Below are 15642 nucleotides of genomic sequence, written 5' to 3'. Positions count from 1 at the left end.
AATTCCACCTTGTTTTTTAATTTGAGAATAATTTCTCTAAGTTTCTTGCTTCTTTCTTAGTTATGTAATTTTTCTCTTCTTCAAATAAATCTATATGTTGACTCCAAGAACCAATGTTTTTAGCAGCTTCCGGACTTACAGTAGAGAGTACAATTGCAGCAGAGCTATTTAAAAAAGCAGCGCCTCTGAAAAAATGAGAGTGAAGTTGGGGAAGCGTTAATTCAAGAACTTCAGCGGATGAATACCCAGTAAATTGAACAACACAACTAACAATATCCGAGAAATCATAATTGTTCTCAGACTGTTTCAACGCTCTACTTTTCTTGTTGAATTTTTCAAGTTCAGAGTTTTTGCTAACCTTTTTTTCTTTTAAACAATGCATATCAAGAATTAACTTACGGATATCGTGAAAATTCTTCTCGTCTACAGATTGGAACGCATCAGGGTTATTAAACACCTTCGCAAACACTCTTTGGTAAGAGGCTCTTAACTGATCCATCACATTAACTATGTCCAACAAAGTTGAAGCGTTAAAATCATTGATCAAGCTATCCAATTGACCAAATTTATTGTTTTCTTGAAATTCAGCTATTATTTCAGATTTTGATTTAACCATTTGAGAGAGATCATTTACGAACTGAGGATAATCTTTAAGTCTAATGAAGTGGCACTCTCCTATATCTGTTGAAATAGGAGTACCTAAAATAAAGAAGTCCTTTGAATATTCCATTATTGTGGAGCTCCAAAGGAAAAGATGAGTTTATAGCCGAGGTATCCATCAGGGGGATTAGCTATCAACATTCTATTGATATTAGCAACCTTACCCACACCAGCAACATTTTTATCGTAAACAATATCAATTAGCCGGTCTATGATCTTGAGACTTCTAGGATCATTGTCTTCAAAATGATCAATATGGGTGTATACGTCAATCATTACATCCTGGGAAGTAATACGCTTATTGTGTGTAGTATAGCCGTTACCAAAGTACATGCAGATCCGACATTGAGGATCATCTTCTTTTAAATCGTTTGATTTAGGAGCTCTAACAATAATTCCTTTGAGGATGTCATCAAAATCATCTCTTTGCTGCACGTCTATATTAGCGGGAATACTCAACTCTTTATAATAAGCAAGATTCATTAACTCACTGTCTCTTGAAACGAGCTTGAAAATGCCTATTAAGTCATTTGCTAATTTGCTCATATCATCACCTCCTTCCTAAATTGTTTAATTAAAATCTATAAAGAGGCTTACCATTGGCCATCTCTTTTATTTTTTCATTTGCTTTTCTTAATACTTCTGGATCAATATTTTTAACCAACTCTTGAAACTTCTCATTCGGCTCGCCCCATCTTGGCTGGTCTTTTTTATTTTCCATTGCCGAGTACCTTCTCTAACATCAAAATCGCTTTACTAGCTCTATACCATCCTTCGCCTTGGCAGTAGCATTCCATATCCCATGTATTCTCAAAAAACAAATCGCATTTCTTACAGTAGTATCCTGACTTGAGGATCTTCGTATCAGTAACCTTATTTTTTTTCATTTTATTATTCCTCCAATTGTTTTTTCTCATTTAAACACGATTACGGGGGCACTGAGGATGCCCCGCACATAGTCATGTTAAAAGGAGAAACCCCGAACCAAAAATGGCTCGGAATAAGAACAAAAATAAAATCAAAGGAGTAAAACTAATGAAACCCCGAAACCATTTATTTAACGTCGCTGGAGTCGGCCTGTACATCTCTTCAGCACTGTTTCCGCAATGCTGTTTAATGTAGTAACGACAAAGAATTAGATCACTTTGATTACTCTGCGCTTTCCGTTTTCATACTCAGGCTTAGAGTAGACAAAGTCTTTCATTCTTTGAATAAGCTCAGGTGACATATCTGAATCATAATTCAAAAAGGAGCTGATTTTTGACTGAGCACAACCGCATTCTTTCGCAATTTCCGTTTGAGTTAACCTTCTTTTACGAATATCTAGCCATAGCTTATGTCTATCAATTTCCACTTATAGTCCTCCTTCCATCAATAAATTTTTATTTGAAATAATTATCTAAAATAAGGGGGGCTGATCACTATGATCAGCATTCTTTGATTATTTAGGAGGAATAACCAAAAGACTATAGATGTCCAAAGTTGAATTAAACAATGTTTGGGTCGAAATTGCATAGTATGGATTTTTGTGATAAATTATAATAACGGAATCGTATAAATAATTATCCATAAATCAATACTTCTTTTTTCTTCCCTAGAAGAAGATTATAGATATCACTATACAACTGGAAAAACCCTTGTATATCAAGGGCTTATCCATCTTCATTTATTTTCTTATAATTTAAGCGTGACATTTTTTATTTTTACGTTCTTTTCGTTTTCTCAGCTTATTTAACTCTCTTTCCCTATCCTTTTGACACTTATCACACCTAGTTCCCTTTTCGATTTCCCGCTCACAATCAACACATTTAATAGCTCTGCGAATGTTCTTTTTTAAATTCCTTACAATGTTATACCCAAAACAATTGTATAGTGTATCCTTATGCTTAGAGCATTTAGTATTGAATAGATACTCCACCAATATATCTGTTATGTAACTGCTGTCTCTAATACTCAGCAAGGTTTCTCTGATCTCTTTTGTTACATGCCATTCTGCTTCTTGACGAGAAACATTTTGTTTTTTCTGTTGTTTGGCCTTCCAGTGCTTATTACGATCAAGCATTGTATAGACTGTCACAATCATTGTATCTTCAACCTTTTTTTTGCTATAATCTTTGAGTAATTCATCTTTTATTTGCAGGAGAATTCCCTTTGTACCTAATTCCTGTTGCTGCTTCGAATACAACTTGTAGAGTTCATTAAATCGTGTCGATACCTCTTGATCAAGCCCAAGAGTAGCATTCTCATTCTTCAGTTTTGTGTAATCAAATTCACCCGCCAGCCTCTTAAAGTTCACCCGGTTATTCGGTATTTTTTCACCCAACCGATTAACTACAGAATCATTTCTTGATCTGACGTTCTTTCTTTTCTTGTCTTTTGCGTAAATAAAGAAGTGAGGAACTTTCCTGTTATAAGTCCCTTTCAGAAAACCATTAATTCTTTGACTAACATGTTCAGGACGAGTTGGTTTGTATAAGGTCTTGGCATAATCAATCTCAAAGTTATTTTCCATGGTAAGCCATTTGATCACGTCTAAATCAACCTTATCACTATTCCACACCTTGGTTATGTTATTGCTATACTCACCAATGTTTACCTCAAACGCCAATTCCAAGCTTTTATAGATGTTCTCATTATTGATTTCTTGGTTTTCTGCTGTCTTCATTTCATAATAAAGGGGAACAATATCATCATTTTTCATATTTCTTTCTGCTATCTTAACAAAAGTGCTGTCGCTAACTAAAAGTGCTTTATCTCCGTCCACATCAAACTGCAGAAGTCTTGACAAGGCATCCTTAGTGGACGTATACACGCCTTTCGTAATGAACCAGTCTTTAAGATCATCATTTAACTTGTTGATCCTAATGCCATGCTCCCTAGATAGATGAGGAGGCCTTAACACATCTAATTTTTGCTGATTATTAAAAAGCTTACAGCTAACCTCTCCGTCATTTAGTAAAACCTTCGGATCAGAATCACCACAAAACCAATAACCGCAAGCAGCATACAAATCTGGAATAATAAAAGTATAATGAGAGCCTTCTAGCAGGATTTTTCCTGCTTTTGCTTCCTTCACCAAACGCTTTTTATTCTTCTTAATAATCTCCTTTGAATGGTTATCATTAAGCAACTCAGGATAAATCAAATGAGCTTTCTGAAAGTTATTTTTATGGACATTGCTTTCAACGGCTCCTATAACATTGAGCATTGATTCTTTATCTTTGTAAAGAGTTTGGATCCTCTTCACTGTGTTTTCTGAAAGCTTATCTAATTCTTCATCTGTCGTGTCGGTTAGTGTCTGGATCATTTGATAATTAAGTTCACTGTTTTTAAATTCATCCTCTTCTTCATTCAACTTGGCTGCCTGACACTCATACTTCTTAAATTTGGATTTGTAATCATCCCATGAATTATAATGTTTCCAGAGCTTAAACTGGCTCTTCGTTAGGATAATTTTAATACCGTCTTTAACAATATCCCATTCCTTGCCGTATATATCTTTAATTTTGGTCTTCCGGCATAATTTAGAATACTCATCAAATGGAAATGGGACTAACATTCCTTTCATAAAAGGGGCTCTAAACATGAATGCACTCTCCGAAAGCTCTGGGAGTATCATTCCACAGCCATCCGTATGATTTATTGGAATAGACTTGTACTCTCTTTTAATTTCGTATGTTTCATCGTTTATGTAATCAACCTCAGTGGACACATCCGTCTCAAAATCATTTACAACTATACACTCATCAATATTAAACCCTTCCCATAATGTACTGGCGCTATTTGATAAGGCAAGGTAAGCGATCCATTTGTTAATGCTCATGCCGCCCTTAGAATTAATTACCTCTTCACTAAGCCCACACATCAGAGTGTTTTTCTTCTCCAGGTATGTTTTCTCTTTGATGAATACGCCTTTCTTTTGCCTAATTTGTCCTGCTGATGAAGCATAGTAAACGTATTTTTCATTATTAAAATAATAACCATTCTGAACCAAGCTTCTAAAAACGTTATGGTAAAAGGATTCAACTATCATAATCTCCTCAGTGATCTGATCGTATTCCAATCCAAGTGTTCTAATTAGCACTGAATCAAATAAAGAGATAACCCTTTGCGATCTAACCTCTCCATCTTTTGTTTTAAGCGAATCACCTCTAAGGGTTCTTGTCCCTTTAAAACTTTGCTGCTCTTCAATCAATTCATCTTTCTTTTCGTTAATCCAACAGTTCGTAATTTTTTTAAGACGATTGATTTTCGCTTTGTTGTATTTGCAGGCCATTAGCTCATCAATATCATTCGAAAGCCTGGACTCACTTTCACCTTTTTTCTTGATATATGTAATTAGCGATTGTTCCAATTCCTTAAAGCTTCTTTCTTCCTCAAAGAGCTTACCAATTAGATCTAAATGAATATCGGTTACATTTGAATCATTCATTTTTGCCACTTTTTTAGCCAACTTCTGCAAGAACTTTTTATAAAGGCGAAGTTGAAGCAAATCCTGATTTAATTGTTCTTCTTTATCATTATAAAAAGCAGATGAATCTAAAGAGTAAACGAACACTGATTTAGTTAAATTTTCATTTTTCAATAAGTAATCCTCCAATTAATTATAGTTTAGGTAAGTATCCGATCATAAATAAATATGGCGAACAATTTTAATTGTGAGACAGGACAGCAATTTTTAATTGTTGGCCAGAAGATTCTAAAGAATCTTCTAGATTATCTTTTTTAACTATTTTTGAGACTATTATTTAAACTATTCTAAAGTGTATTATTAAGTTATTATAGCGAGTCGCCATACCCTTTGAGCCCAGTCGTGGCAAGGGGTTGAAAACTCATCACAAAAATCGAATTCACATTTTAAATAATTGGGCTTCTGATTTTTGAAATTAGGTTCTTCATTAAAAAAACTGACTTCTTAAAAAGGCAAATCAACTTCTTCTAATAAAATATCATCTTCCTTTTTATAAAAACTGACTTCCTCTTTTTTTAACTTCAGTTCCTCCAATGTCTTTACATTAAAGTCTGGAATGAATTTGGATGAGGTTTCATGACCTGCTTCCATTTGTATTTGATAGTTATTGGGGTACATTTGTCGAATTAACTGAGCACCGTCAATATTTAATGATTTCAATTTTTCAATATGATCTTGTGTTGTCTGCGGTAATTTCCTACGTGTTTTTGAAGCGATAAGGCTATATCTCATCCACACCTGGTCTTTATCTTTTTTGCCATATGCATATGTTTTTAATAAAAATAAGTATGTAATGAACTCTGTGCGGCTCAATTGTCCTTGCGTGAACAAATTAAGGTCTTTTAATGATACGAGAAAGAAATTTACAGGTACGGGCTTATCCTTGCCTTTTTTATGATCTGGAATTAAATTGGGATACCAATGTTTTACTTTCTGATTGCTTTTTGTAGAAGGGTTATAGACAACTTGATTTTTTTCAGTTATCAGGTTTATTATTCTTTCCTCACCATCATCAGTTAGAAATACTTTAGATTCATGAGGAGAGTAGCGACAGTTGCACGTTACTTTGTATTCTTTCAGCCTACTAATCACTACTCTTATTTGTTTTTCGCTGCAGCCAATCCAAGAAGCCAATTCTTTTGCGCTTAAAGTAATCTTGTTTAGCATCATGATTTGAAGATGAATATATGTGATTAAGTCTAACTCTGACATGTTGAGTTCTTCATTAACATAAAGTTCATCAAATATCTTATTGTTGACCAAGAGGTACTTAATGCCGCTTGACTCTATAATTTTTTGAATTTCTTCTTTCCCCTTAATATGTTTTCGCTTTGATTTCAATAAACATTCTCCTTTTGTGCTTATTATTCTGGTGCTTAGACTTCCTTACGGAGCTTCTAGCAATCACATTTCATTTAGTACCCTTTGAACAGTTTCGTCTTTCTCATAAAGCCAGAACCGCTTATTTCGAGTGCTTAAAGCTTCACAGATTGATGACGCTCCTGCTGCTCTTAACTTGCGATGAAGATTAATGGAATAGCAAAAGAAATACTTCGGTTGTTTCTTCATGTTCTTCTTCCTTTCAATTGTTTATTACACACAATGCAATTCGGGCAGTCGCAACCATCACAGTCGCTATGTGGCATCCCACATTCAATACAACACTCGCACCATGACATGCCGCAGAGGTCACATATCCAAATTGAGATTCCGTCATCTATCCACATTTGAATTCTCCTTTTAAATTAAATTTAAGTATTCTGATGGTTTACTGTTCTCAATAGCTGTAACAATCGGCGCTCTGTTTTCATTTGTTTCAAGTTTGCACCAAAGTTGCTCCCCATTCTCCACATTCCTACCGTTAAATTTCGATATATCAGCGTAAGCTTCCGGACAATATGAAGAAGATAGCTTAATTAAACCGGTGTCAAAACACTCTGTAACCGTCATTTGATGAAAACCGTTAGATGAGAATTTATCCAGGTTCTCAAGTATTATTTTTATGTCGTTTTTTAAATTTTCCGATGATTTTCTATATGTAACTTTCTTGCAAACCCCATCACGCATTATGTAAGGCAACCCCACAACTACTGAATCGTATGGCTGTGGGCTAATAATTTCTGCTGTATAACCATTTGTGCTAAGTATCGCATTATGTTTTAGGCTGTAATAAACCGGCTTGTCTTCATTGATTCGCTTAAAGCCATTAGCTAATGCTGCTAAATCAATTCTTACGCTTCTTCTAGCAGCCATCTAGCAATCTCCCTTTCGAGTTTCTTTTAAATAAAATTGTGATCTCACTGCCGATTTCATTTTCAAATATACTGATGAATTTTCTTATCCCTTCACCCTCATATCCCTTTCTGATCGGGATATAAAAAATCCGGTCATCTATGTTCCTATTTGTCTTAATAGGAGAATCTTCTTCTAACTTATCCCACAAAGCTTTCTTGATCGCCTGGACTCTTTCCACGTCATCTGCAGTTGTTTCTTCTGCATATTCCATGATGAAACAGTCATCAATTATGTAATCCACTGTGTAGCCAGCAACTTTTTTCATGTGCTCGTAGTATTGGCCATCAAGCATACCGCTTATCAAAATATCTAACACAGTTCTGTTTTCACCTTTAATCAATTGTTTTACGTCTTCAATCTCTCTTTTTAATTCAACTTCCTTTTGTTCTAAGGGGATTCTTGGCTCTATTTCATTTTCTGCGTCTATTTGTTTTTGCAAAGCCCTTAGAGCTGCTTGTTTATTCTCAAGTGTTTTCTTATGAAAATTTATCAGAGTGCCCATTTAAACTCTCCACTTATTTTATTTTTATCCTAAAAATATGTAATGAGAAGGAGTGAACGAATCGCTCACCCCTTCAAATGGATATGTAATGCTTACGCACCACGTCCAAAACCTGCTACATGGAATGTTTCTTCCCCTGATGCGCTGTGAATTGTAGTTTGTTGACCGGCAACGAAACCAACAGCCAATGAAGCTACGATTGTAAGACCGATAAATACTTTTTTCATATTATGTTCACCTCCTTTCAAGTGATGCGAAATCAATTTCGCATTTAAAGGGCAAGTAAATCCAAAATCTGCTCGTCCTCACCCATTTCCCTTAATTTATCTAAAGGTAATCGTACGCTGTATAGATCACCGGACAGCTTAAAGTGTTTTATAGACTCATAAAAGAATCTCTTATCTTCATAAGCTAGTCCTTTTAGATAAAAATGAATGCCAAAGTCAGTATGAATATTCGGTTGCTGCTCTAAGTTCTCCAATATTTCTTTAGCCTGTTGCAAGTTGTTTTTCTTGATGTGATAGTGTGCAATTTCTTGGATATCTGTAACTTCATTTGAATCAGGGTTTAACCAAAAGTTCTCTTGATTCCAATGGTTTTCCAAGAAACAAAGGCTTCTAGTTAGCTGTAATTTTGCCAAGGGGTTATTCTCAGTATGTTTTAAACCGGCTAGGTAATATTCTTTTGCTTTTTCATAATCATCAAGCAAATAAGTGTTACCCATAGTTAGATAGCTATAAGCGACAAGTCTATCAATATTCGTTACATTAATGCCGTATGAGCAATAAAAACGAGCTTGAGTCATTTTATTCTGACTGAATGCTGAAGCGCCCAACAAAGCCATCAGACGGTAATAAAACGAACTTTTAATCTGTTCATTGTTTTCAATAAAATCAAGATCAACAATTGTCGACATTTCTGCAAGATTTGAGTATTCAGCCATTCTAAGGTAGTAATACAACGGGATTATGTAAGTGAATACACGCATTTCTTGAGACTTGGGATCAAGCTTCCCAATTGCTTTAAGCGCCTGATGTGCGTTTATTTCGCCTCTGTCTTGCTTACGTTTGATCTGATACATTGCTGCCCATTCACGTTCAATCAAACAGCTACTGTTGATTAATTGATCAATTAATGCGTCAGTTTGTTCATACTGTTCATTAATATCTGACATTTCAAGACGTACCTTTGCATCTACTTTTGGTTTCTTAGCTTCTCTCTCTTTTGCTATCATCCGAATAACCCCCTGTGGTGTGTCACTAATTCAGAGCAACAGACAGTGGCGATGTCACCACTAACCCGAATCTGAATATAGGATCTCTTTTAGTTCATACAGAACATATGATCTCATTATAGTTCATCCTCCAGTTTTATGGAACAAGTTATGTATTGCGATTATGTATTGCGGTGTTGCTGTTATGTAATATGAAACTATTAGACTTACTGACCGTTGAACCAACGCATAAATCCGTTCGTTGGAATTTTGATACGTCTACCGATCTTTACTGTGTGGAACTTTCCACTTTTGCACAGGGCATATGCTTGATCACGCCCAATGCCCAGCCAGTTCTGCACATCTTCAACGTCAAGTGCCGGTTTATTCATGATGTCCTCGTACATCTGGTTCCTCCTTTCTAATTCGGGATAATCCCCTCTCGTTTGGGATTAATTTAAGTATACTCACATTCAATTAATTAGTCAATAATAAATTACTAATTATCTAATAAGTTTTCTAACTGTTTTTAATCATAATTAATTATGTTATCATTGGCTATATTGTTTATGATCTTGGAGGTATAAGAAATGACTGAGAATGAACGGATTGGAAGGATAATAAGAAACTACAGATTAAAAGAGAAAATGTCTTCAGCAGACTTCGCTCTATTGGTTGGGGTTAGTCAAGGGACAGTATCCAACATTGAAAACGGGAAGTTTGGGCAAAGAAAAAACAGTTTGCAAACTGTGAAAAGAATAATTGAGATATGCGAAATTGAACTTCCTCCTGACATTGCTGAATTTTTAAATATTGAACCTGAACCAACGAATGAAAATGATGACACTGAAAAAATTTTGGTTGCTAGTAGAGACATTTGGGATGTAACTAGTTCTACTTCAGTCGCCATTCAACTGCGAACATTTGTTAATGGAAAGGATTTAGATGAGGGATTAGAGGAAGAACTGAATTCCCGTGAAAAATCTTATCTCTATGAAACCGATGTCGTCGTTAACACTCTAATGGAATTTATAGAAGAGAATAAAAAGGAAATCAGGAAAAAGGTTTTGGAAAATTTGAGAGAAAAAAGTTTAAGATTTCTCAAGCAATACAGAGATATTAAGGAGGACGATTAATGGCATCTATTCACCCTTACAAGACAAGTAAAGGGAAACAGAAATATCTTGTAGCCTACGACATATATGATGAGAATGGACAGCGCCACCAGAAAAAGAAAAGAGGATTCGATAAGAAAAAAGATGCTAAAGAATTCATTACTGAAGTTGAATCAGCTATTAATAAAGGAATGTATATTCAGACTCCAAGGATAACGGTTAAAGATTATTTAGATAGATGGCTCGAAGTAAAGTCGATAAATATCGGCTCTCAGACTGCAACACTTTATAGAAATTGTTTGAAGAACTACATTTACCCCTATTTAGGGGATATTCTTTTGGCCAATCTTAAAACAGAGCACATTAATAACTTCATTCACGCTCTTCACACAAAAGATAGAGGCAAAGGAAAGATTGGGTATGCTTACAAAACCATTAAGAGAAGCCATGAAATTGTCAGCACAGCACTTGACTACGGTGTAGACAATAAGATGATCAAAACCAATGTAGCTAAAAAAGCAATACTTCCTAAAGAACCTAAGCGCAAGAGAATTGATGTTTGGGATTTAGAACAAGCTAACCAATTCTTAGAAACATCTAAAGAGGATGAACAAAATAGATATCACTTGGCTTATGCTATTGCTATTATCTGTGGAATGCGTCAGGGGGAAATACTGGGGCTTACCTGGAAAGATGTCGACCTAGAAGACAACCTTCTTTATGTTGAGCAAACATTGTCACATGATGGTAAGGAAATTCTCGATGATACTAAGACTAAGAAAAGTAGACGGACAATTGAATTTAGCGAATCATTAGCAGATCAATTTAGAGAGCAGAAAAAAATAATTGAAAGTGAGAAAGAAAAGTTTGGAGACGATTATCAGGATCAGGACTTAGTAATATGTACAGAGCTCGGTAATCCAATTAACGCAAGAAACGTTCTTAGAAAGCAAGCTAAGCTAATGAAGAAGGCTGGGGTTCCTAAGATAACCTTCCATGATTTAAGACACGTGCACGCCTCCCTAATGCTTTATTTCGGACATGATATTAAAGAGATATCCGAAAGACTTGGACATGCAAAATCGAGCTTTACTTATGACACCTATGTACACATTATGTCTAAAACTAAAAAGAAGCTTATTGATAACCTGCAGCGTTCAATAAAACTGTGACCTCCTATGACGGGGGTTATTTTTTTTCGTTTTCTTTTCTTAAAATAAGATACCGTGTTGCCACTTTAAAAACTCAGATACAAATGTTGCCGTTTTGTTGCCAATAGAGATTAGAGCAAATAAAAAACCATCCTTGAAAGTCTCAAGAATGGCTTTAGATCAAGCTTTATTAGTATGGAGCCAAGGGGGCTCGAACCCCTGACCTCTACGCTGCCAGCGTAGCGCTCTCCCAGCTGAGCTATGGCCCCGTGCTGTAACGTCATGTTTTATTATAGACGAGTCTTCTATGAATTTCAAGCAGAAAATTCAGTTTGCTCATATTTTCCTGAGACGTTTTTCGAACATAAAAAGAAGACCCTCTAGGGGCCTCTTCGTTTATCGCACGAGCATGATTAAAATGATGCCGAGGATGACACGGTAAATGGCGAACGGGACAAGCTTAATCCGATTGATGAGCCGAAGAAAAAACTTGACGACTAAGAGGGCGACGACAAAGGCGCAGATAAAGCCGACAAGAAAAAACGGAATCATGTCATAAGAAAGACTGCTCCAGTATTTCACCAGCTTCAGAAGGCTTGCGCCCGCCATAATCGGAATAGCCATAATAAATGTGAAGTCTGCGGCTGCCCGGTGATTCAAGCCGACAATGACACCTCCGGCAATCGTTGAGCCTGAGCGGGAAAATCCGGGCCATAAAGCGAGACACTGGAATAATCCGACACAGAAAGCCTGTTTGTAGGTGATTCTGTCCACCGTATCGATCGTTTCTTTCCTTTTATTGATCCAGTCCGCTACAAGCATAAGCACGGCTCCGGCAATTAATCCGTAAGCGACCGTTCTGACGGAGAATAAATAGCGGTCAATGAAATCCTCAAATAAAAAGCCGAGCACCGCTGCCGGAACAAGACCGACGGCGATTTGCGCGATGGTCAGCCTGTATCCCTTCTGCTGATCGCGCGTGACGTTTTTTTTGAGGCCGAGTAAATGTAATATCCGATCCTTAAACACAATGGCCACCGCCAGAATCGAACCGAGCTGAATCACCACTTTGAAGGAATTGGCGGCTTCTGGATTCATCAGGCTTCCGGATTTCAGCCAGATGTCATCCGCTATGATCATATGTCCCGTGGAAGAAACCGGCGCGTACTCCGTCAGCCCTTCCACGATTCCCAAAACGGCTGCTGTGAACATCTCCCATAGTGTCATCCCATTCTTCCCTTCATTCATCATTTACAAAAGAGAAGCTCTCCCCTGAAGGAAAGCCTGTCTTATAATAAATATCATGTCCGTTCCGATTTTATGACTTCGATACAGCATCATTTTTTTCTTCTTCATATAAATGCGAACGCATTTTGAACCAATCAAACAGATGGGTCGTGACCACTTTGATGACCGCATACCCCGGGATGGCTAAAATAATGCCGACAACCCCGAACAGCTTTCCGGCGGTTAAAAGAACAAAGATGATGGTAATCGGGTGAATGTGAAGATTTTTCCCCATGATCTGCGGAGAAATTAATTTCCCTTCCACGAGCTGGACAACGGTCCAGACAATCGCAAGCTTCAGCAGCATAAGGGGCGAAGTGACCAACGCGATAATAATCGCCGGCGTGATGGCAATGGTCGGCCCTAAATACGGAACAACGCTCGTACAAGCGGCAATGACCGCAAGCAGGGAAGCATAATCAAGTCCGATAATCAGATAGCCGATAAATAATAAAAACCCGATGCAGAAGCTGACGATGACCTGTCCTCTGATATAGGAGCTTAATCTGTGGTTCATTTCACTAAGCATCGTATACGTTTGTTCTTTCAGACGGGTGGGCACAAACTTTAAGATATAGATTGGCAGTTTTTTGCCGTCTTTCAGCAAATAGAACAGAATAAACGGCACGGTCACAATTGAAATAATTACTTCCGTCAGCGCGCCGATAAAATTCCCGACCCCGGTAAATGTGCTGTTTGCAATTGTCGCCGCCTGCGCCGATACTTTATTAGCAAGATCGGAAATGTTGATATTCATCGTCTTTTGCGCCTGATTTACAAAATCGCTTCCGATCAGGCTTTTCGTCTGATCTTCAACAATATCCACATATTTCGGCAGATTGTCGATCAGGCTCATGATCTGTTCCTTTAAAAACGGAATAATTGAAACGACCGTAATCGTAATCAGCCCTATAATAATGAGGTAAAGGAGCAGGATGGAATAGACTCTTTTCACTCTTATTTTTTCCAATATATCTACGATCGGATTAAGCAGATAATAAACGATTCCTGTCAAAATGACGGGGAGCGCAATCGTTTTGAGCAGGACGATAATGGGTGTGAAAATAAATGATGTCTTCATAAAGACAAGGATATTGAGACCGATGAGCAGCAATACAAGCAAAAACAAGACAAATTTATTGTCTAAGAAAAACTGTTTAAATCTGCCGCCCCATGTTTGCAATGTTTCCACTATTGTTCCTCCATCATATGTATTTTACTTAAATTGTACACTATCGTTCCTGTAATGAAAAATAATAACCGGTCTCTATGGGAATTTTTCCTATCTCTTTAGCTGCCAGCCTTTTTTCCATTTATGTTTCTCAGAAAAAAAGCTATAATGTAAGCCAATACATAGAAGGAGCGATAGCAATGATTCGATTTGCAGCAGTCGGAACGAATTGGATTACAGAACGATTTCTGGAGGCAGCTTCTGCTATTGATGATTTTCAATTAACGGCGGTTTATTCCAGAACTGAGGAACGTGCGGCGGAATTCGCCGGCAAACACGGCGCTTCTCATTATTTCACCAGCCTGAAAGAAATGGCGGAAAGCGAAGCCTATGACGCGGTGTATCTCGCCAGCCCGAATGCATTTCACAAAGAGCAGGCGGTCCTTTTTATGGAACACGGCAAGCATGTACTGTGCGAAAAACCGTTTGCGTCTAACGCAAGGGAAACGGATGAAATGATTCACGCAGCCAAAACGAACGGCGTTCTCTTGATGGAAGCCATGAAAACAACGTTCCTGCCGAACTTCAGCATGCTTCAAAACCACTTACATAAAATCGGACCCGTCAGGAGATTCACGGCAAGCTACTGCCAATATTCATCACGATATGATGCATATAAGAACGGTACGGTGCTAAACGCGTTTAAGCCTGAATTATCGAACGGTTCGTTAATGGACATCGGCGTGTACTGCATTTATCCGGCCGTCGTCCTGTTCGGCAAACCGAAAAACGTCATTGCGACCGGTCATAAACTAGCATCCGGCGTTGACGGCGAAGGCACGGTCATTCTGTCATACGACGGATTTGAAGCGGTGCTGATGCATTCGAAAATCTCAAATTCGTTTGCCCCGGCGGAAATTCAGGGTGAGGACGGCACGATCGTGCTGGACAGCATTCACGGACCGGAACGGGCGGAAATCCGCTATCGTGACGGCCGGACGGAAGACATTTCAGTCCCTGATCTGAAACCGTCGATGTACTACGAAACGGCTGAATTCATCAATCTTCTTCGAAACGGACAGCGGGAGTCTTCCGAAAATACATTTGAACGTTCTTTCATTACGGCAAGCATTATGGAAGAAGCGAGAAAACAAATCGGAATTGTCTTTCCCGCCGATCAAAACTAAAAACATCCGCCCGGATTCGGGCGGATGTTTTTTATTTGGACGCTAACAGGTCAGCAAACGCTTTTGCATACTGCGGAAGGTCGGGCGGGCGGCGGCTTGATACAATGTGGCCGTCAGTTACGACTGCTTCATCCAGCCACTGTGCCCCTGCATTTGTCATGTCGTCTTTGATGCCGGGCGTGCTCGTTACTTTTTTTCCTGTGAGAATTCCGGCAGATATGAGCACCCAGCCCGCATGACAGATCTGGCCGATCGGCTTTTTCTGCTCGTTCATCGTACGGATGATCTCCAAAACTTCGGGGTATCTTCGCAGTTTGTCAGGAGCCCAGCCGCCAGGCACGAGCACGGCGTCATACTCCTGAACAATCAGGCTCTTAAAATCGTAATCCGCTGTCGCGGGCACGCCGTATTTTCCTTTGTATGAACGGCCCGCTTCTTCTCCTATTAAATGAACGATCGCGCCTTCCTCTCTCAGCCGGTAGACGGGATACCAAAGCTCTAAGTCTTCAAAATCGTCACTGACAAGCGCTATGACTTTTTTGCCTTCTAATCTCATCACTGCCACTCCCTTCTTTTATACTAGTGTATCG

Annotated in this window: 17 protein-coding genes and 1 tRNA gene; 3 read left to right on the top strand and 15 right to left on the bottom strand. The window is 38.1% G+C overall.

Annotated features, from left to right (window positions below; translation table 11 throughout):
- Positions 1-16 precede the first annotated feature (16 nt).
- The 11 genes from OQ477_RS16300 to OQ477_RS16250 form a co-directional block, all read right to left on the bottom strand.
- Positions 17-730, bottom strand: a complete 714-nt coding sequence (locus OQ477_RS16300; RefSeq protein WP_104679069.1) for a hypothetical protein — start codon at positions 728-730, stop codon at positions 17-19.
- Entirely contained in the window at positions 730-1206 is a 477-nt protein-coding gene (locus OQ477_RS16295) for a hypothetical protein (RefSeq protein ID WP_265973195.1), read from the bottom strand. Before OQ477_RS16295 ends, OQ477_RS16300 begins: the two co-directional genes overlap by 1 nt.
- Before the next feature lie 28 nt (positions 1207-1234).
- Complete coding sequence (locus tag OQ477_RS16290) at positions 1235-1381, bottom strand: hypothetical protein (protein WP_265973194.1); 147 nt, start codon at positions 1379-1381, stop codon at positions 1235-1237.
- 414 nt (positions 1382-1795) lie between these two features.
- A complete protein-coding gene (locus tag OQ477_RS16285) occupies positions 1796-2014 on the bottom strand; it encodes a helix-turn-helix transcriptional regulator (RefSeq protein WP_014417453.1) in 219 nt (72 codons plus the stop codon).
- A gap of 327 nt (positions 2015-2341) precedes the next feature.
- Positions 2342-5245: a hypothetical protein gene (locus OQ477_RS16280; protein ID WP_265973191.1), complete on the bottom strand. Its 2904-nt coding sequence runs from the start codon at positions 5243-5245 to the stop codon at positions 2342-2344.
- 330 nt (positions 5246-5575) lie between these two features.
- On the bottom strand, positions 5576-6472 hold the full coding sequence (locus OQ477_RS16275; protein WP_265973190.1) for a hypothetical protein: 897 nt from the start codon (positions 6470-6472) through the stop codon (positions 5576-5578).
- A gap of 399 nt (positions 6473-6871) precedes the next feature.
- Entirely contained in the window at positions 6872-7384 is a 513-nt protein-coding gene (locus OQ477_RS16270; RefSeq protein ID WP_265973189.1) for a hypothetical protein, read from the bottom strand.
- On the bottom strand, positions 7374-7928 hold the full coding sequence (locus OQ477_RS16265; RefSeq protein ID WP_265973188.1) for a hypothetical protein: 555 nt from the start codon (positions 7926-7928) through the stop codon (positions 7374-7376). Before OQ477_RS16265 ends, OQ477_RS16270 begins: the two co-directional genes overlap by 11 nt.
- 92 nt (positions 7929-8020) lie before the next feature.
- A complete protein-coding gene (locus OQ477_RS16260; protein ID WP_021495004.1) occupies positions 8021-8155 on the bottom strand; it encodes a lysogeny pheromone AimP family peptide in 135 nt (44 codons plus the stop codon).
- Positions 8156-8199: 44 nt separating this feature from the next.
- Positions 8200-9162, bottom strand: a complete 963-nt coding sequence (locus OQ477_RS16255) for an AimR family lysis-lysogeny pheromone receptor (RefSeq protein WP_265973185.1) — start codon at positions 9160-9162, stop codon at positions 8200-8202.
- Positions 9163-9368: 206 nt separating this feature from the next.
- On the bottom strand, positions 9369-9548 hold the full coding sequence (locus OQ477_RS16250; protein WP_014470886.1) for a helix-turn-helix domain-containing protein: 180 nt from the start codon (positions 9546-9548) through the stop codon (positions 9369-9371).
- 183 nt (positions 9549-9731) lie between these two features.
- Here OQ477_RS16250 and OQ477_RS16245 point away from each other — a divergent pair, with 183 nt between their 5' ends.
- Entirely contained in the window at positions 9732-10277 is a 546-nt protein-coding gene (locus tag OQ477_RS16245) for a helix-turn-helix domain-containing protein (protein WP_265973183.1), read from the top strand.
- Complete coding sequence (locus tag OQ477_RS16240) at positions 10277-11428, top strand: site-specific integrase (RefSeq protein ID WP_265973182.1); 1152 nt, start codon at positions 10277-10279, stop codon at positions 11426-11428. Before OQ477_RS16245 ends, OQ477_RS16240 begins: the two co-directional genes overlap by 1 nt.
- A gap of 175 nt (positions 11429-11603) precedes the next feature.
- On the opposite strand, the gene OQ477_RS16235 is transcribed toward OQ477_RS16240, so the two are convergent.
- The 3 genes from OQ477_RS16235 to OQ477_RS16225 all read right to left on the bottom strand — a co-directional run bounded on the left by OQ477_RS16235 (position 11604) and on the right by OQ477_RS16225 (position 13886).
- Positions 11604-11676: transfer RNA gene (locus OQ477_RS16235), tRNA-Ala, on the bottom strand.
- A 127-nt stretch (positions 11677-11803) separates the two neighbouring features.
- The gene (locus OQ477_RS16230) at positions 11804-12634 is read right to left on the bottom strand and encodes an undecaprenyl-diphosphate phosphatase (protein ID WP_045209168.1); all 831 of its coding nucleotides are present in this window, start codon (positions 12632-12634) and stop codon (positions 11804-11806) included.
- A 91-nt stretch (positions 12635-12725) separates the two neighbouring features.
- Positions 12726-13886 carry an AI-2E family transporter gene (locus tag OQ477_RS16225; RefSeq protein WP_007613339.1) on the bottom strand — a complete coding sequence of 387 codons (1161 nt, stop codon included), beginning with the start codon at positions 13884-13886 and terminating at the stop codon, positions 12726-12728.
- A gap of 179 nt (positions 13887-14065) precedes the next feature.
- Between OQ477_RS16225 and OQ477_RS16220 the strand changes: the two genes are divergently transcribed.
- Complete coding sequence (locus tag OQ477_RS16220) at positions 14066-15052, top strand: Gfo/Idh/MocA family protein (protein WP_265973181.1); 987 nt, start codon at positions 14066-14068, stop codon at positions 15050-15052.
- 31 nt (positions 15053-15083) lie between these two features.
- Here OQ477_RS16220 and OQ477_RS16215 read toward each other — a convergent pair whose 3' ends face one another.
- Positions 15084-15608: a type 1 glutamine amidotransferase domain-containing protein gene (locus OQ477_RS16215; RefSeq protein WP_265973235.1), complete on the bottom strand. Its 525-nt coding sequence runs from the start codon at positions 15606-15608 to the stop codon at positions 15084-15086.
- Positions 15609-15642 lie beyond the last annotated feature (34 nt).

The sequence above is a fragment of the Bacillus sp. ChL18 genome, from assembly GCF_026241425.1.
Lineage (GTDB): Bacteria > Bacillota > Bacilli > Bacillales > Bacillaceae > Bacillus > Bacillus velezensis.
The sequence above is the reverse complement of the archived record's forward strand: the minus strand, read 5'-3'. Positions and strand labels throughout refer to the sequence as shown.